General features: G+C 65.4%; 14 protein-coding genes. 3 read left to right on the top strand and 11 right to left on the bottom strand.

Going from position 1 to position 18092, the window contains the following annotated elements:
• Positions 1 to 14: 14 nt before the first annotated feature.
• On the top strand, positions 15 to 1874 hold the full coding sequence (gene glsA / locus QW845_RS19385; RefSeq protein WP_315803146.1) for a glutaminase A: 1860 nt from the start codon (positions 15 to 17) through the stop codon (positions 1872 to 1874).
• A 676-nt stretch (positions 1875 to 2550) separates the two neighbouring features.
• Here glsA and QW845_RS19380 read toward each other — a convergent pair.
• The 4 genes from QW845_RS19380 to QW845_RS19365 form a co-directional block, all read right to left on the bottom strand.
• Positions 2551 to 2907 carry a Zn-ribbon domain-containing OB-fold protein gene (locus tag QW845_RS19380; protein ID WP_315803145.1) on the bottom strand — a complete coding sequence of 119 codons (357 nt, stop codon included), beginning with the start codon at positions 2905 to 2907 and terminating at the stop codon, positions 2551 to 2553.
• Positions 2904 to 4040: a thiolase family protein gene (locus tag QW845_RS19375; protein WP_315803144.1), complete on the bottom strand. Its 1137-nt coding sequence runs from the start codon at positions 4038 to 4040 to the stop codon at positions 2904 to 2906. Before QW845_RS19375 ends, QW845_RS19380 begins: the two co-directional genes overlap by 4 nt.
• 346 nt (positions 4041 to 4386) lie before the next feature.
• Positions 4387 to 5553 carry an acyl-CoA dehydrogenase family protein gene (locus tag QW845_RS19370; RefSeq protein WP_315803143.1) on the bottom strand — a complete coding sequence of 389 codons (1167 nt, stop codon included), beginning with the start codon at positions 5551 to 5553 and terminating at the stop codon, positions 4387 to 4389.
• A 4-nt stretch (positions 5554 to 5557) separates the two neighbouring features.
• Positions 5558 to 6763 carry a CoA transferase gene (locus QW845_RS19365; RefSeq protein WP_315803142.1) on the bottom strand — a complete coding sequence of 402 codons (1206 nt, stop codon included), beginning with the start codon at positions 6761 to 6763 and terminating at the stop codon, positions 5558 to 5560.
• 264 nt (positions 6764 to 7027) lie between these two features.
• On the opposite strand from QW845_RS19365, the gene QW845_RS19360 reads away from it, so the two are divergent.
• Positions 7028 to 7453 carry a GFA family protein gene (locus tag QW845_RS19360; protein ID WP_011926088.1) on the top strand — a complete coding sequence of 142 codons (426 nt, stop codon included), beginning with the start codon at positions 7028 to 7030 and terminating at the stop codon, positions 7451 to 7453.
• Positions 7454 to 8221: 768 nt separating this feature from the next.
• On the opposite strand, the gene ybaL is transcribed toward QW845_RS19360, so the two are convergent.
• The gene (gene ybaL, locus QW845_RS19355) at positions 8222 to 9970 is read right to left on the bottom strand and encodes a YbaL family putative K(+) efflux transporter (protein WP_315803141.1); all 1749 of its coding nucleotides are present in this window, start codon (positions 9968 to 9970) and stop codon (positions 8222 to 8224) included.
• Between the two features lie 165 nt (positions 9971 to 10135).
• Between ybaL and QW845_RS19350 the strand changes: the two genes are divergently transcribed.
• Positions 10136 to 10699, top strand: coding sequence for a DinB family protein (locus QW845_RS19350; protein WP_315803140.1), 564 nt, complete (start codon positions 10136 to 10138; stop codon positions 10697 to 10699).
• 225 nt (positions 10700 to 10924) lie between these two features.
• Here QW845_RS19350 and QW845_RS19345 read toward each other — a convergent pair whose 3' ends face one another.
• From QW845_RS19345 to QW845_RS19320, 6 genes are all read right to left on the bottom strand, one after another.
• On the bottom strand, positions 10925 to 12094 hold the full coding sequence (locus QW845_RS19345) for an acetyl-CoA acetyltransferase (protein WP_315803139.1): 1170 nt from the start codon (positions 12092 to 12094) through the stop codon (positions 10925 to 10927).
• 72 nt (positions 12095 to 12166) lie between these two features.
• The gene (denD, locus tag QW845_RS19340) at positions 12167 to 13150 is read right to left on the bottom strand and encodes a D-erythronate dehydrogenase (protein ID WP_315803138.1); all 984 of its coding nucleotides are present in this window, start codon (positions 13148 to 13150) and stop codon (positions 12167 to 12169) included.
• Between the two features lie 271 nt (positions 13151 to 13421).
• On the bottom strand, positions 13422 to 14357 hold the full coding sequence (locus tag QW845_RS19335) for a carbohydrate ABC transporter permease (protein WP_315803137.1): 936 nt from the start codon (positions 14355 to 14357) through the stop codon (positions 13422 to 13424).
• Positions 14354 to 15310, bottom strand: coding sequence for a sugar ABC transporter permease (locus QW845_RS19330; protein ID WP_315803136.1), 957 nt, complete (start codon positions 15308 to 15310; stop codon positions 14354 to 14356). Before QW845_RS19330 ends, QW845_RS19335 begins: the two co-directional genes overlap by 4 nt.
• Before the next feature lie 249 nt (positions 15311 to 15559).
• On the bottom strand, positions 15560 to 16882 hold the full coding sequence (locus QW845_RS19325) for an ABC transporter substrate-binding protein (protein ID WP_315803135.1): 1323 nt from the start codon (positions 16880 to 16882) through the stop codon (positions 15560 to 15562).
• A 69-nt stretch (positions 16883 to 16951) separates the two neighbouring features.
• Entirely contained in the window at positions 16952 to 18013 is a 1062-nt protein-coding gene (locus QW845_RS19320; RefSeq protein WP_315803134.1) for a sn-glycerol-3-phosphate ABC transporter ATP-binding protein UgpC, read from the bottom strand.
• Positions 18014 to 18092 lie beyond the last annotated feature (79 nt).

Genomic DNA, 18092 nt, shown 5'->3' with positions numbered 1-18092 from the left:
CCGCCGAGCTTCCGATGACCACCCACCCCACGCCGATCAGAAATCCTCAGCATTGGGCGACGGCCGCCATGCCGCCGCTGCAGCGCTTCCTGTCCGCATGCCATGCCGACTTCTGGCCCGATCATGACGGAGCCGTCGCGAACTACATCCCCGAGCTCGGCAAGGCCGACCCGTCGCATTTCGGCATCAGCCTCGCCACGCTCGACGGCCACATCTACGAGGTCGGCGACAGCCGTGTGCCGTTCACGATCCAGTCGATGTCGAAGCCGTTCGTGTTTGCGCTCGCGCTCGATACGCTCGGCTCCGACGAGGTCGAGCGCGTGATCGGGGTCGAGCCGTCGGGCGATCCCTTCAATTCGATCCGGCTCAATGCGCAGAACCATCCGTTCAATCCGATGGTCAATGCCGGCGCGATCGCCTGCAGCGGCCTGATCCGCAAGGCACGGCACGACGACGCCTTCGAGACCATCCGCGACGCGCTCGGCCGCTTCGCAGGCCGCGAGCTCGATGTCGACGACGCGGTGTTCGCATCGGAAGCCGCCACCGGCGATCGCAACCGCGCGATCGCCTATCTGCTGCGGACGTCGGAGGTCATCAGGGAGCCTGTCGACGAGGTGCTCGCGGTCTACTTCCGACAATGCGCCGTGCTCGTCACCGCGCGCGACTGCGCGATCATGGCGGCGACGCTCGCCAATCGCGGCGTCAATCCGGTCACCGGCGAGCAGGTGGTGACGCCCTATGCGGTGTCGCGCACGCTGTCGGTAATGACCTCCTCGGGCATGTATGACTTCGCCGGCGAGTGGATCTACCGCGTCGGCATTCCCGCCAAGAGCGGCGTGGGCGGCGGCATCCTGGCAAGCCTGCCGGCGCGGCTCGGCCTCGGCAGCTATTCGCCGCGGCTTGACGGCCACGGCAACAGCGTGCGCGGCATCAAGGTCTGCGAGGCGCTGTCGGCGCATTACGGCCTGCACATGCTCAACCGCTCCGACGATGCGCGCACCACGATCATCGCCGACTACGACATCGGCGCCAGCCCGTCGCGGCGCAGCCGCCGCGCCCAGGAGCGCACCATCCTCGCCGCGCATCCCGACGCGGTGCGCGTGCTCGAGCTGGTCGGCACGCTGTCCCTCTCCAACGTCGACTACGTCTCGCGCCAGCTTGCGGCGGGCACGCGACCGCAATTCGTCATCGTCGACCTCCATCGCGTCACCGCGATGACGCAAGCCGGCCTGCGCCTGCTCTCCGAGCTGTTTCACGAGCTGGCCGACTTTCACGTCACCGTCGTGCTGTCGGGCATCCGCCGCAGCTCGCCGGAATGGCAGGAGATCGCGGCCCGCACCGGCGACATCAAGAACGTGCGCGACTTCTACCTGCTCGACACCGCGATCGAATGGGCCGAGGACCAGATCGTCTATCGCTATGGCGGGGCGATCGACTTCCTCGAAACCACCGAGCTCGCCGAGCAGCCGCTGCTTGCGGGGATCACCGAAGACGAGCGCCACGAGCTCGCGGCGCTCGCAACCATCCGGCACTATCAGCAGGGCGAACGCATCCTGGCGGCCGGCGATGCGGCGGCCTCGCTGTTCTTCCTGCGCTCCGGCGTCGTCCACGTCACCCTGCCCGACGGCATCCGGCTGGCGACGCTGACGGCAGGGCAATGCTTCGGCGAGATGGCGTTGCTTGAGCCCGCGCGCTCCGCCGACGTCGTCGCTGATTTCTCCGCCACCGCCTTCGAGATCTCGCTGGTGGATTTCGAACGTTTCCGCGTGCGACATCCGAAAGCCGGCGAGCGCATCATGCGCAATCTCGCGCAACTGCTGGCCGAGCGTCTGACAATCGCCAATGCGCGGCTCAACCTGCTCGCGGCAGACTGATTTCGCTGCATCGGCCTTCGTCATCGACGTGTCGCACGCGGCCGAAGCAGACAAATACGCAAGGTTGCATTTCACAGCAGTTAGTAGTTCCGGTCGATATCTTTCATCACTCGTATTTGTACGGGCTCGCCCAAACGTTACCGGGACTCGGTCGCAGGACAACCATAAGCGAGCCCAATTCGCGCCGCATTACCCGACGATGTTCTGAACCGTCGATGAACGCCGAGTGGGGACTCGCAAAGCGGACATCGAAGTGGGGTGTTCCGAGTAAAATTCCAGCCGACGTAGCGTGTGTAATTGCGCCACGGAGAGTCGTGTCCAGTGTCCAGGGAGGAAACGGCATGAAGGAAGCCACTAAGAGGGCAACGTCGGAGGCACTCGCGCATATGCTGGCGGTGACGTCCATGATCGTCATCGCCAGCGTCCTGTTCTACGGGCGATGAAGGGCTGTCTGGAGGTTCTGCGTCGCAGTTTCTTCATCGCCCGTAGGTAGGGTTGTGAGCTTGATTGCTCACGCGAACGACCGAGTTGAGTTGCGTTTGAGTTAGTGAGCGTAGCGTAACAGTATTGCGTCAATCGCGCGGCGATCCGGGTCGGGACGAATTTGTGATGCGTATCGTCCCGCCTCGGCCGCCCGCGGTCGGCCTCTCCCCCGACGTCGCCCTGTTTTCCATCATCATTTGGCTTTCCCGAAGTAAGGCACGATGCCGCCTGCGAAGGTGACGAAGCGGGCCGTGACGGGATCACCGATCGCAAGTTCGTGGTCGCCATGGGCCATGATGCGAAAGCCCTCGCGCATATCCACCAGCACGATGTTGTAGGGCACGTGCGCGCGCGTCTCCGGCGTCGCCGCGCGGCACACGAGTGATGCCGCATAGATGGTGCCTTCACCCGTCGCCGCGTGGTCGGTCAGCGCAAGCGAGCCGCAGGCCGCGCAGAAGTCGCGGCGGAAATACTGCAGGTGGGCGCAGCACGCGCAGCGCTGAAAGCGAATCGCTGCAACACCCCTGGTCCAGTCCGCCGATTCGCTCATCGCACACGCTCCCAGAACATGCTGACATGCGACGACAGCACGCCGCCATCGCCGTGCAGCAGCGCCAGCTCTGCTTCGCGTACCTGGCGAGGTCCGGCGCGCCCCGTCATCTGCAGATGCGCTTCGCTCAGATGCGCCATGGCGCCGCCGACGCCGCAATGGCCGTAGCTCAAGAGGCCGCCATGGGTGTTGAGCGGCACGGCGCCGTCGCGGCCGAAATGACCGGCCCTGACCCGCGCCGCCGCCTCGCCGCGGCCGGCCAGGCCAAGATCCTCGAGCAGCATGCAGAGCGTGATGGTGAAGCTGTCATAGACGGCGGCGTAGTCGACGTCCTTGATGTCCACACCCGCTGCTGCCTTCGCCTTCGCGATCGCAATCTCGGCGCCGAGCGCGCTCAGGGCCGGCGCCGCCGTGACGTGCTGATGCGTGTGCGCCTGGGCGCAGCCGCGCACGCGCACCGCCGTCGCTCCGGTCGGCTCGCGGCTGATGATGATGGCGGCGCCGCCGTCGGAGACCGGACAACAGTCGAGCAGCTTCAGCGGCCGCGCGACCGGCTTCGATGCCATGACGTCGGCCACCGTGATGGACTCGTGAAATTGCGCACCGGGATGATCCAGCGCGTGCGTCCGCATCAGGACGGCGAACTCCGCGAGATCCTGTTCGGTGACGCCGTATTCGTGCATGTAGCGCGAGGCGACGAGGCCGTAATAGGCAGGGATCGTCGGCCCGAGCGGCAACTCATAGTCGGGATGGCCGACTTGCGCCAGCGCCTGGATCGAGGCGTCGCGGCTCTGCCCGGTCAGGCGGTTCTCGCCGGCGACGACGAGCATGTGTCTGACGACGCCGGCTTCGACCAGATGATGCGCCAGCATCACCATCGCGAGGCCGGTGGCGCCGCCGACCTGCACGGCGTGGGCATAGGAGGGCGTGATGCCGAAATGCTCGGCGAACACGGTGGCAAGCATGATGTGCGGCGACACCGTGGAATAGCCGCACAGGATGCCGTCGATGTCACGCCGTGTCAGCCCGGCATCGTCGAGCGCAAGCTGCGCGGCCAGGCTCATCAGGTCGAGCGAGGAGCGGCCGTCGTGACGGCCGAACGAGGTGAGGCCGGTGCCGGTGATGTAGGTCATCGTGCCACTCGCTCCCCCGTCATTCCGGGGCATCGCGCAGCGATGAACCCGGAATCTCGAAATGAGAGACGATCGTGCACGACAAGCTCGAGATTCCGGGTTCGCGACTTCGTCGCGCCCCGGAATGACGAGGTCTGACGTACAGAGTCTATTTTTGATCGAGGACGATGCTCCGAGGACAACTGCGCTCCCCTCCCCCTTGCGGGGAGGGGTTGGGGGTGGGGGTAGCCACACAACGAGTCTTTGTGGGGTACCCCCCTCCCTGCCCCTCCCCCACAAGGGGGGAGGGAATGCTGGCATTGTGCGTCCATCACGCCTGCGTTCGCCATCTCAGTGCAATTCATCCTCAATACGATTTCGGCAGGCCGAGGACCTTTTCGGCGATGAAGCTCAGGATCAGTTGCGGGCTGATTGGGGCAATGCGGGGGATCAGGGATTCGCGCAGGTAACGTTCGACGTGGTACTCGCGCGCGTAGCCGAAGCCGCCGTGAGTCATCACCGCCTGCTCGCAGGCGTGGAAGCCGGCCTCTGCAGCGAGATATTTGGCGGCGTTCGCCGCTGGCCCGCACGCCATGCCCTGGTCATATTGCCAGCCGGCCTGCAGCACCATCAGCCAGGCCGCCTCCAGCTCCATCCAGTTCTTGGCCAGGGGATGCTGGATGCCCTGGTTCTGGCCGATCGGGCGGTTGAACACGTTGCGCGTCCGCGCATAGGCTGACGCGCGCGACAGCGCGAGCTGGCCGAGGCCGACGGCTTCGGCCGCGATCAGGATTCGCTCCGGGTTCATGCCGTGCAGGATGTAGTCGAAGCCCCGGCCCTCCTCGCCCAGCCTATCCTCGACTGGAATTTCAAAATCCTCGAAGAACAGCTCGTTGGAGTCGACCGGCTTGCGGCCCATCTTCTCGATCTCGTGCACCTTGATGCGGCCGCGATCGAAATCGGTGTAGAACAGGCTGAGCCCATGGGTCGGGCGCTGCACCTCCTCGAGCGGCGTGGTCCGCGCCAGCAGCAGGATCTTCTCGGCGACCTGCGCGGTCGAGATCCACACCTTCTGGCCGTTGACGATGTAGCGGTCGCCCTTGCGCACGGCGCGCGTCTTGAGCTGTGTGGTGTTGAGGCCGGTGTTCGGCTCGGTCACGGCGAAGCACGCCTTCTCGCTGCCATCGACGATGCGCGGCAGCATCCGCGCGCACTGCTCTTTGGTCCCGAACACGACGACCGGATTGAGCCCGAACACATTCATGTGGATCGCCGAGGCACCGGACATGCCGGCGCCCGATTCCGCGATGGTCCGCATCATGATCGCGGCATCGAGGATGCCGAGACCGGAGCCGCCATACTCCTCGGGAATGCAGATGCCGAGCCAGCCGGCCTCGGCCAGCGCCTTGTGGAAGTCGGCGGGAAAACCGCCCTCCTTGTCCTTCTTCAGCCAGTAGGCGTCGTCGAAGCGCGCGCAGATTTTGGCCACCGCATCACGGATCGATTCCTGGTTGGCGGAGAGCGCGAAATCCATCGTCTCACTCCCTGGCAGGCGCCGGCGTGGTCACGCCGTCGCGGATCATCGCGGCGATCTCCTCGTCCGAGAAACCAAGCTCGTGCAGGATCTGCGCGCCATGCTCGTTCGGCCGCGCCGCCAGACGCTGCGGCTCGGCCTTGGTCTCGGACCAGGTCGCGGAAACGCGGGTGCTGCGGATCGGGCCTTCGGTCGGATGTTCGACCACGGGAAAGAAATCGGTCGCCACGAGGTGCGGATCGTTCAGCAGGCTTTCGAGATCGTGCATCGGCATCACCGGAATGTCCGCCTTGTCCAGCAGCGCGGTCCATTCCGCCGTGGTGCGCGTCTCGAAGATGCGCGCGAGCTCGGCATAGACGATGTCGATGTTGGCGGCGCGACGGGCGAAGCTGTTGAAGCGGTCATCAGCCCGCAGGTCGGTGCGGCCGGATGCCGCGAAGAATGCGTCCCATTGCTTGTCGTTGTAGACGATCACGCAGATGTGGCCGTCGGCGGTCTTGTAGGGCCGGCGGTCCTGCGACAGATGCCGGGCGTAGCCGCCGCGGTCCAGCGGCGGCTCATAGGTGAGACCGCCCATGTGATCGCCCATGATGAAGGCCGACATGGTCTCGAACATCGGCACGTCCAGGCGCTGGCCGCGGCCGGTGCGGTCGCGATGCACAAGGCTGGCGCAGATTGCGCCGACCGCCGTCAGGCCGACGATGCGGTCGACCAGGGCATTCGGCACATAGCGCGGCGTGCCGTCTCCGGCGACGGCCATCAGGTGAGACAGCGCCGCCCCGCCCTGGATCAGGTCGTCATAGGCCGGCTTGGCCGCATAAGGTCCGTTCTGGCCGAAGCCGAACACGCCGGCATAGACCAGCCCTGGATTCAGCGCGGCGACCACCTCGTAGCCGAGGTTCAGCCGTGCCATCGCCTGCGGACGGATGTTGTAGAGCAGGACGTCGGCATCCTTGACCATGCGCAGCACGGCTTCCCGTCCCGCCGGCTTCTTGAGGTCGAGGCAGATCACGCGCTTGCCGCGGTTGGTGTTGAGGGTCACCGGCCCCATGCCGGGATGACGCCAGGGGCCGATCTTGCGGGTGACGTCGCCGTCGGGTGATTCCACCTTGATCACGTCGGCGCCGTAGTCGCCGAGCGTCTGGGCGGCATACGGCCCCATCAGCACGGTGGTCATGTCGATGACCTTGATGCCGGCAAGCGGTCCCATCGCGGCGTCAGCTCCCTCGTTCGTCGTTATGGACAGAGCTAACGGCACACCCGGTTCCGGGGCAAGCGGGCGCGCGCGTATGGGGCCATGCGTGGGATTGCGCCGTCGCAACATTCCGCCGCGCGGATCACTGCCGGACGCCCGCCGTTGCATCGCACCAGATGTTCCGTGCCAACACCTGCATTCTGCGATTCCCTTTCGCCGGGCAGCTGTGTCAGCATGGCAGTCCAACATCCAAAAAGACGATTGAGGGAGAACGCTGTCATGACGCTGTATCAGGGCAAATGCTTCTGCGGCACGGTCGAGCTCGAGGCCGATGGCGAGCCGGAGGCGATGGGTTATTGCCACTGCTCGTCCTGCCGCTCCTGGTCGGCCGGCCCCGTCAACGCCTTCACCTTGTGGAAGCCTTCGAACGTGCGGGTCACCAAGGGCGCGGAGGCGATCGGCACCTATCACAAGACCGACATGAGCCACCGCAAGTACTGCACCAAGTGCGGCGGTCATCTGATGACCGACCATCCGCCGCTCGGCATGATCGACGTCTATGCCGCGACCATTCCGACCTTGAAGTTCACGCCCGGCGTCCACGTGAACTACGCGGAGAGCGTGCTGCCCATCAAGGACGGCCTGCCGAAGCTGAAGGATTTTCCGGCCGAGTTCGGCGGCTCCGGCGAGATGATGCCGGAGTGAGCCAAGGTTCGCTTTCAACAGGCGGGCAAGCATCACCGGCCTCGCGACAGGATTTGTCCGAGCTCTGCTGATCGATGTGGCCCTCTCTTGAAAAAGAGGGCGCAGGGAAGGCCGGGTGCCGACTGGCACCCGTGGCCCCCGTGCGAAAGAAAGCACGGGGAGAGAACCACAGGTTCAGCCGGATCAACCCGGCCCTCCCTGCGCGATGGTCTTCACGCTTATTTCGCGCTCTCCTCGGTGCACCGGCTTTTGGCCACCGTCGCCCTTGGGCTCATCATCACCCGCAGGCTTGGCATCAGCGTCGGGATGCCGGGACCACGCGACTTCACGTCCGCAACCTGCCGTTCGTCCACGCGAGCCAAGCTGCGCTGCGACACGTCGCGGCCACCGCATCCCTGCCTCAACGTTCGTGACGATCGCGAAGCGCCCCTCGTGGCGAAGCAGGATGGCGGGAGTGAAACATATTTTCTGGAAAAGCGAAACATGAATATTTTCCGCGCAGGGACTGGACAGCCCAAATCAGCTTGAACGCGCACGAGAAATTCGCCGCTCGGCGCAGCCACGGTCACCGTCATTCCACCAATCTGAGTTTGTTGCGAAACGGTTCCACGTCGTCATGCCCGGGCTCCGTCCCGGGCATCCACGTCGTTCTCGGCACGCCGAGCGACGTGGATGGCCGGGACAAGCCCGGCCATGACGACGCTGAGGGAGATGGGCACAAAACAAAGCTGCAGCCCTTGAATCCGTAGTGACAAGCCTGCGCCCGGGCTACGCCTGGACCTGCACGCTCTCCGCCGCGCGTTCCGGCACCAGCTCGGGCGCGGCATCAGGCGGCCGCGTGTCCAGCTCCTCGATCATGCCGCGCGCGATCTCGCGCTCGCCCATGATCACCATATCGGCGCCGAGGGATCTGAGATGCTCGACCTCGGCATCGGAATGGGCGCGCGCCACGATGTGCAGCGCCGGATTGGCGGCGCGGGCCTGCTCGACGATCTGTCCGACCTCGAACGCCTCGGGAATAGCAATGACGAGCGCATGCGCGCCGGCCAGATTCGTCGCCCGCAGCACGTTGCTGCGCGCGGCGTTTCCGGTGATGGTCTCGACACCCGCGCTCTTCAGCTGCTTCAGGATGTCCTCCGACGTTTCCACCGCAAGGAACGGATGCCCGCGCTGCTGCAGCGCCTCGCCGACGAGGCGTCCGACGCGGCCATAGCCGACGATGATCGTGTGCTCGGTCAGTTGCGTCACCGGGATCTCGGCCGGCGGTGTTGCTGAAGGCGTCGAGGCATCGGCCCGGCGGCGCTCCAGCCGCGGCATCAGCCAATCGAGCGCGGCGAACATCAGCGGATTGAGCATGATCGAGATGATGGCGCCGGCCAGGATCAGGTCGCGCCCGGCTTTCGGCAAGAGATTCGAGGCGCCGCCGATCTCGGCGAGGATGAAGGAGAATTCGCCGATCTGCGCAAGGCTCGCGGAGATCGTCAGCGCGGTCGAGGCCGGATGACGGAAAGCGATCACGATCAGGAACGCGGCAACCGACTTGCCGAACAGGATGATGAACAAGGTCGCGAGCAGCGGCCAGGGCTCGCGGATCACGCTTCCCGGATCGAACAGCATGCCGGCGGAGACGAAGAACAGCACCGCGAAGGCATCGCGCAGCGGCAGCGATTCCTGCGCGGCGCGCTGGCTCAGCGGGGACTCGCCGAGCATCATGCCGGCGAAGAAGGCGCCGAGCGCCAGCGACACGCCGAACAGCTTTGTCGAGCCGAAGGCGACGCCGAGCGCGATTGCGAGCACCGCCAGGCGGAACAGCTCGCGCGAGCCGGTGTGGGCGATGTAGTGCAGGATCCACGGGATCAGGCGGCGGCCGACCAGCAGCATCACCGCCATGAACACGCCGATCTTGACGAAGGTCAGCAGCAGCACGCCGGTCAGCCCGAGCCCGAAGCGGGCGGCGAGTGGATCGGCGGCGGCGACGTCGCCATTGCCGTTCTGCAGGCTGGCAAAGGCCGGGATCAGCACCAGCGCCAGCACCATCGCGAGATCCTCGACGATGAGCCAGCCGACCGCGATGCGGCCGCGCTCGGTGTCCATCAGCCGGCGCTCCTGCATCGCGCGCAGCAGCACCACGGTGCTGGCGACCGAGAGCGCGAGACCGAACACGAGGCCCCCGCCGATCGACCAGCCCATCGCCCAGCTCAAGGCCATGCCCATCAGGGTCGCCACCGTGATCTGCACGATCGCGCCGGGCACGGCGATGGCGCGCACCGACATCAGGTCCTTGAGCGAGAAATGCAGGCCGACGCCGAACATCAGGAGAATGATGCCGAGCTCGGCGAGCTCGGTCGCCAGCGCCTGGTCGGCGACGAAGCCGGGTGTGAACGGGCCGACGGCAACGCCGGCGAGGAGGTAGCCGACCAGCGGCGGGAAACGGAACCGCTGCGCGAGCGCTCCGAAGACGAAGGCCAGTCCAAGGCCGGCGACGATGGTCGCGATGAGGGGTGTGTCGTGCGGCATCTCAACTTGTTGCACGGGAGGCGCAGCGATGCACCGCGACCAATTGTGGCAGAGTTCCGCAAATGCGCATGGGGATGGTGCACGGACGGCTGCGGAAATCGGTGGTGAATGGCGTCATCAGTTCCGTATGATGTGAAGCGAGCCATCACGGGGTGCCCTGTCCCAATGCCCGCCGATCTCGTCCAGACGTTTCGCGCCTTCGCCTATAATAATTCATGGACCAATCACCGGCTGCTGACCGCCTGCGGCCAGCTCAGCGCCGAGGATTTCGCCGCGGAGCGCGCGGGCTTCTTCCCCAGCCTGCAGCGGACGCTGAACCACATCTACATCATCGACCTGTTCTACATCGACGCGCTAGAAGGCGGCTGGCTCGGCCCGATGGCCTGGCAGAACGAGGTGCCGTTCCCGCGCCTGTCCGACCTGGTCAAGGCGCAGAACGCGATGGACCGCCGGCTGATTGCATTCTGCGAGGCGCTGACGCCGGCCCGGCTCGACGACACCGTCCGCATCAACCGCGAGAGCCGGGTGCAGAACGAGCGCTGCGACCGGCTGCTGCTGCATCTGTTCCAGCACGACATCCATCACCGCGGCCAGGCGCATGCGATGCTGTCGGCGACGTCCGTCAAGCCACCGCAGCTGGATGAGTTCTTCCCAGCGGACGATGCGGCCTTGCGGGCGAAGGACTTCGCCGAGCTCGGCTTCAGCGAGGAGAAGGTGTGGAAGCCGTAGCCCGGATGAGCGCAGCGATATCCGGGGTCACACGAGCTTTCGCGATGGACCCGGATATCGCTCCGCCCATCCGGGCTACGTGGCCCCGCCACCGTCATTGCGAGGAGCCCCTGGGTCTCGCCTCCGGCGAGCCTGAGGGCAGGCTCCGCGACGACACAATCCAGGGCGGCATGCGCGGCCCTGGATTGCGTCGCTGTGCTCGGAATGAGGGAGGACGGACCTCGCCTACTTCGTCGGCTCCAGAATCGACACGTAGTTGGCCACCGCGGCGCCGCCCATGTTGAAGATGCCGCCGAGCTTGGCGTTGGGGAGCTGCATGCCTTCGGGCGCGGTGCCGGTGAGCTGCATCGCCGTCATGACGTGCATGGAGACGCCGGTGGCGCCGATCGGGTGACCCTTGGCCTTGAGGCCGCCGGACGGATTGACCGGCAGCTTGCCGTCCTTGAGCGTCCAGCCCTCCTTGATGGCGCGGGCGCCCTGCCCCTTCGGGGTGAGGCCCATCGCCTCGTACTCGATCAGCTCGGCGACCGTGAAGCAGTCGTGGGTCTCGACGAAGGAGAGATCGGACAACGTGACGCCGGCCTTTTCCAGTGCGCGCTGCCAGGCCACGGTGCAGCCCTCGAAGGCGAGGATGTCGCGCTTGGACATCGGCAGGAAATCCTGCGCGTGCGCGGTGGCGCGCACGTTCACCGCCTTGGCGAACGATTTTGCCGTCTCGCTGTCGGTCAGCACCAGAGCGGCGGCGCCGTCGGAGACCAGCGAGCAGTCGGTGCGCTTCAGGGGGCCGGCGACATAGGGGTTCTTGTCGCTCTCGGAGCGGCAGAACTCGAAGCCGAAATCCTTGCGCATCTGCGCATAGGGATTGGCGACGCCGTTCTTGTGGTTCTTGGCCGCGATCAGCGCCAGCGCGTCGGACTGGTCGCCGTACTTCTGGAAATAGCCCTGCGCGATCTTGCCGAACACGCCAGCGAAGCCGCCGACGGTGTCGCCGTCCTCCGGCAGATAGGACGCCTTCAGCAGGTTCTTGCCGATCTCCGGCCCGGGCGTGCGGGTCATCTGCTCGACGCCGACGACGAGCACGATCTTGGCGGCACCGGCGGCGATGGCGCGGATGCCCTGGTGCACGGCGGCCGAGCCGGTCGCGCAGGCGTTCTCGACCCGCGTCGCGGGCTTGAAGCGCAGCGCAGGATCGGCCTGCAGCACCAGCGAGGCGGTGAAGTCCTGGGGCGAGAAGCCCGCGTTGAAATGGCCGAGCACGATCTCGTCGACGTCGCCTGCCGAAATGCCGGCGTCGGCGATCGCCTCATTGGCGACCTTGACAACGAGGCTCTCGACGGTCTCGGCGTCGAACTTTCCGAACGGCGTATGCGCCCATCCGACGATGCTGGCGGTCATGATTTCTCTCCCGAATGTCTCCCTGCTCAAATGGCGCTTTGCGCCATTGGAGTCCAGAGGCTGGTGGCGTTCTCAGGCCACGAACTTACCACCGAGCTCGTCCTCGATGTGAATCCGGATGATGTCGTCGAACGTCTTTTCCTCGGTGGTGAAGCCGAGCTCGCGGGCCCGCTTGGCCTCGAAATTCCGCGGCCAGCCGGCGACGATGCCGATGATGAAGGGATCCGGAACCCTCTGGATGCGGTTGGCAACGTTGTCGCCCGCCACGCGCCGAAGCGCGGCGATCTGCTCGCCGACGGTGGCCGTCAGGCCGGGCATGGTGAGATTGCGGCGCGGGCCGATCTTCGCGGTGTCCATCGTCGCGGCATGCAGGAGGAAGCCGACCGCCGAACGCGGCGTGGCGTGCCAATGCTGGACGTCCTCGGACACCGGCAGCACGGCCTCCTTGCCGGCGAGCGGCTCGCGCAGGATGTTGGAGAAGAAGCCCGAGGCGGCCTTGTTCGGCGCGCCGGGGCGGATGCAGATGGTCGGCAGGCGAATGCCGACGCCGTCGAAGAAGCCGCGGCGGCTGTAGTCGGCCAGCAGGAGCTCGCCGATCGCCTTCTGGGTGCCGTAGCTGAGTAGCGGCGCATTGACGAACTCGTCGCCGATGGCGTCGGGGAACGGCGCGCCGAACACCGCAATCGACGAGGTGAAGACCAGGCGCGGCTTGTAACCGTCGCCGATCAGCCTGACCGCGTCGAACAGCATCCGCGTGCCGTCGAGATTGATGCGGTAGCCCTTGTCGAAATCGAGCTCGGCCTCGCCGGAAACGATCGCGGCGAGATGGAAGATCACGTCGGGACGCGCGGCGACCAGCTTCTCGGCGAAGCCCGGCACGGCAAAGTCGCCGGCGATGGTCTCGACCGCGATGGGCGTGTCGGGCTTCGCCGGCGCGACGATGTCTTGCAAGGTCATACGGGTGATGGCCGCCTGGCCGAGGCGGCCGTCGCGGACCAGACGCTCGACCAGCTTGCGTCCGACCATGCCGGCGGCGCCGAGAACGAGAATATGCAAGGGGATGCTCCTTGTTTCTTGTTGTTTCACCATGCGCGACGACGATCATCGACGCAAAGCGGTGCTCATGACTGCGCCCTCTCCCCTTGTGGGAGAGGGCTACACTGCCGGTGCCGCACGCTCGCTTGGGTGAGGGGTTTGGTCCCACAAACTCCGCCATCGCGGAGAGAGACCCCTCACCCGGCGGCGCGCTTCGCGCGTCACCACCCTCTCCCACAAGGGGAGAGGGTGCACCGCCCGTGCGGTGAGATTGAAGTGCTGTGCGAGCGCCCTACTCCTTCACCGCGCCGGTCATGGCCGACACATAATGCTCGACGAAGAAGGCGTAAAGGATGACCAGTGGCAGCGAGCCGACCAGGGCGCCGGCCATCAGCGATCCCCATTTGTAGATGTCGCCGTCGACGAACTCGTTCACGATCGCGACCGGCACGGTCTTGTTCGGCGTCGATTGCAGGAAGGTCAGCGCGTAGATGAACTCGTTCCAGCACAAGGTGAACGAGAAGATGAAGGCCGAGATCAGGCCGGGGACCGCGAGCGGCACCACGATCTTGACCAGGATCTGCCAGCGGCTGGCGCCGTCGATCAGGGCGCACTCCTCGAGCTCGAACGGGATGGTCTTGAAGTAGCCCATCAAGAGCCAGGTCGAGAACGGGATGAGCAAGGTCGGATAGACCAGGATCAGCGACAGCGGCGAGTCGAACAGGCCGTAGGCCTGGATCACCGAGGCCAGCGGGATGAACAGGATCGACGGCGGCACGAGATAGGCGAAGAAGATCAGCACGCCCACGGTGTCCGCGCCCTTGAAGCGCAGCCGCACGATCGCATAGGCCGCGAGCACCGATGCGAAGATCGACAGCGTGGTGGCGCCGACCGCGACATACATCGTGTTCCACAGCCAGCGCGGATACTGCGTCTCGAACAGGAGCTTCGAGATGTGCTTGAAGGTCGGATGCACCACCCAGAACGGGTTGTACTTCTCCATGTCGATCAGCTGTTCGTCGGGTTTGATCGACGTCAGCCCCATCCAATAGAACGGGAACAGCAGCACCAGGAGAATGATGCCGAGCGGCAGATACAGCGTGATCAGCCGCCGCGGCAGCGACTCGAGATAGCTCATGCCCTCGCTGTCGTCGTCGGCCGCGAGCGCGGCCGCCGCCGTCGTGGCGTTGGATTGCGTCTTGGATTGCAGCGCAGCAGTCTCGGTCATTGGTCGGATCCTTGCTGCCATTTGCGCCGCTGCATGCCGAACCAGGAGATCGCGATCGCCGCGAGCAGGAACGGGATCATGGCGGTCGCGATCGCCGCACCCTCGCCGAGGCGACCGGAGATGATGCCGCGCTGATAGCTCAAGGTCGCCATCAGGTGGGTGGCATTGACGGGACCGCCGCGGGTCAGCGCCCAGATCAGCTGGAAATCGGTGAAGGTGAACAGTACCGAGAACGTCATCACCACCGCGATGATCGGGGTCAGCAACGGATAGGTGATGAAGCGGAAGCGCTGCCAGCTGGTGGCACCGTCGAGCGTGGCGGCCTCATACAGGGAGGGCGAGACGGTCTGCAGGCCGGCCAGCAGCGTGATCGCGACGAACGGTACGCCGCGCCAGATGTTGGCGATGATCACGGAGGCGCGTGCCCAGTTGGTGTCGCCCAGGAAGTTGATGTTCTGGCTGATGAGGCCGAGCTTGATCAGCGACCAGGAGATGATGGAGAACTGGGAATCGTAGATCCACCAGAACGCGATCGCCGACAGCACCGTCGGAACGATGAAAGGCACCAGCACGATCGCACGGACCATGGCCTTGAACGGCATCCGCCGGTTCAACAGCAGCGCCAGATAGAGGCCGATCGCGAATTTGATGGCGCTTGCGACGATCGTGTAGAGCAGCGTGTTGAACACCGCGAGCCAGAAGATCGCGTCATCCCACAGCCACTCGTAGTTCTCCAGCCCGACGAAGACGCCGGCGCGGCCGATCTTCTCGTCGGTGAAGCTCATCCAGACGCCGAGGCCCAGTGGATAGGCCAGGAACAGGATCAGGAATGCTGCCGCCGGCAGCATGAACCAGAGCGCGACGAAGTTGCGGTTGGTCTTGATGCGTTCCCACGCGGAGGGCTCGCCGGTCACGGCCGCGCCACGTGGCAGCGAAGTCTGAATGGTACTCATCGTATCGAGCAGCTCCCTTCGAACCTTGGGATGGGCAAACCGCAGCATGCCCACCGGCGTTCGGGACGGATGGTTCTGGTCCGCCATTGCGAGACGCCCCCCCCGGGTCTCGCCGTCGGCGAGCCCGTGGGCAGGCTCCGTGACGAAGCAATCCAGAGTCGAGCGCACTGCCCTGGATTGCTTCGCTTCGCTCGCAATGACGGCGAGCACGGCGGGTTGCGCCCTTGCCCAGCCTACGCAGTCATCACCTCAGCGGAAGATGCGCTTGGCGGAGCGCTCGGCGCTCGCCATCGCCGTCTTCACGTCCTCGCGGCCCGTGCAGTAGTTCGCGAACATGTCGACCACGACGAAGTCGGCGATCGCGGCGGCTGCCGCCTCGCCGAGCTTGCCGACGCCGGCCGGCGTGACAGCCGTCGCCGCGACGTCGCGATACGGCGTGTTCTTCGGATCGGCGGTCCAGATCGGGTTGGCGTCGTAGGCCTTGAGGAAATGCGACAGGTAGCCCTGCGCCGCCTCGATCCACGGGTTGAACTGCTCCGGCTCCAGCAGGAAGGCCGTGAACGCTTTGCAGGTCTGCGGGAACTTGGTGAAGTTGTAGATCAGGATCGGGAAGCCGAGATGCAGCTCGCGGGTCTTGCCGTCGAGGCCCGCCGGCAGATGCGCGTGGTTCATGTCCTTCGCGACTTCCGGATTGTCCTTCTTCGCTGCGACGTAGATCGAGATGCCGTTCACCGTCAGATAGAGCTGTCCGGCCACGAACGCCTTGTTGTTGGACGAGTCGTTCCACGACGCGGTGCCCGGCACGAAATTGTCGTACAGGCCCTTGACGTATTCGAGCGCCTTGGCGGTCTCCGGCGAGTTGATGACGACCTTGTTGTCCTTGTCGATCAGGTTGCCGCCATGCGCCCACAGCGCCCAGTGCAGCCAGCCATTGGCGTCGCCCGAGGCGTGGCCGAGCGCCATGCCGCCCGGCGTGCCGTTCTTGTTCATGCCCTTCACAAGGTCGGCGAAGCCCGCGAGATCCTTCGGAAACTCCTTGTGGCCGGCCTTCTCCATCGCCGAGATGCGGTAGTTGACGAGGCCGCCGGTGGCCGCCACCGGGATGCCGATCCACTTGCCGTCGAGCATGCCGTAGGCCTTGCCCGAGTCGGTCCAGCCGCCGCACTTCTTGCCGAGATAGTCGGCCACGTCGCTGACATCGGTGACCTTGTTGGAGAACAGGAACGGCAAGGTGTAGAGGCCCCACACCATGTCGAGGCCCTGACCGGTGTTGGCGGCGACCGAGGCCTTCGGCTGGATGTCGTCGTAGGATTCGTTGGAGACGTTGATGGTGACGTTGTTGGCCTTCTGGAACGCATCGACGATCTTCATGAAGGCCACGTCCTCGGCCTCGACGAAGCGCTTCCAGCGCAGAAGATTGATCTTGGCACCGGCTTCCGGCTTCCACGGCGAGGTCTGCGCCCAGGCTTTGGCATAGCCGAGCAGTTCGTCGGCCGACATCGTCGCCGCGGCCGCCAGCAAGGTCGCGCCACCCTTGAGCAGGGACCGGCGATCGGTGGGGAAATGAGTCATCTGAAGTTTTCTCCCGTTGAGTATTTGCTTGTTTTGTTTGTTGTCAGTTCTGCGCCTCGAGCGCCCGGATCAGAGTCTCCGGCCGCTGTCCTTGTCGAACAGATGCGCCGCCGACGCGCGCGGGCGCAAATGGATCTTCTCCCCGGGATTGACCTCGTGGCGGTCGCGGAACACCGCGATGATGTCCTGGGTGCCGATGCGGGCGACGATCTGCGTCTCCGAGCCGGTCGGCTCGACGACGACGACCTCGGCCTCGATGCCGTCATCGGCAAGCTCGAGATGCTCGGGCCGCACGCCGTAGACCACGGGGCGGCCGTCGGAGGCGGCCGGCGCGGTCAGCAGCGGCAGCTTGGCGCCGTTGTCGGTCTCGACATAGACCGAGCCGTTCGACTTGAGGTGGCCGTTGAGGAAGTTCATCGCCGGCGAGCCGATGAAGCCGGCGACGAACTGGTTGTCCGGCTTGTCGTAGAGATCGAGCGGCGAGCCCATCTGCTCGACGATGCCGTCATGCATGACGACGATCTTGTCGGCCATCGTCATGGCCTCGATCTGGTCGTGAGTGACGTAAACGGTGGTGGTCTTGAGCCGCTGATGCAGCTCCTTGATCTCGGTGCGCATCGCGACGCGCAGCTTGGCGTCGAGATTCGACAACGGCTCGTCGAACAGGAACACCTGCGGATCGCGCACGATGGCGCGGCCCATCGCGACGCGCTGGCGCTGGCCACCGGAGAGCTGGCGCGGATAGCGGTCGAGCAGCGGCGTCAGCGCCAGGATCTCGGCGGCGCGCGCGACGCCCTTCTTGATGTCCTCGGGCCGTGCGCCGCGCAGCTTGAGCGAGAAGCCCATGTTGTCGGCGACGGTCATGTGCGGATAGAGCGCGTAGTTCTGGAACACCATCGCGATGTCGCGCTCTTTCGGCTGCACGTTGTTGACGACGCGTTCGCCGATCGAGATGGTTCCGGAGGTGATGTTCTCGAGCCCTGCGAGCATGCGCAGCAGCGTCGACTTGCCACAGCCGGACGGCCCGACCAGCACGACGAACTCGCCATCCTCGATCGGAATCGTCACGCCGTGCAGCACCTCGAATCCGCCGAATGATTTGCGCACGTCGCGAATTTGCACCGACGACATCAATTTCCTCCTCAAAGACCGACAGCATTGGCTGCTTGCCGGCGGCATTCTGACCGTTGTTCTCGGCCGTTTGATCAGG

Origin of the sequence: Bradyrhizobium sp. SZCCHNS3002 (assembly GCF_032377435.1) — a bacterium.
Lineage (GTDB): Bacteria > Pseudomonadota > Alphaproteobacteria > Rhizobiales > Xanthobacteraceae > Bradyrhizobium.
The sequence above is the reverse complement of the archived record's forward strand: the minus strand, read 5'-3'. Positions and strand labels throughout refer to the sequence as shown.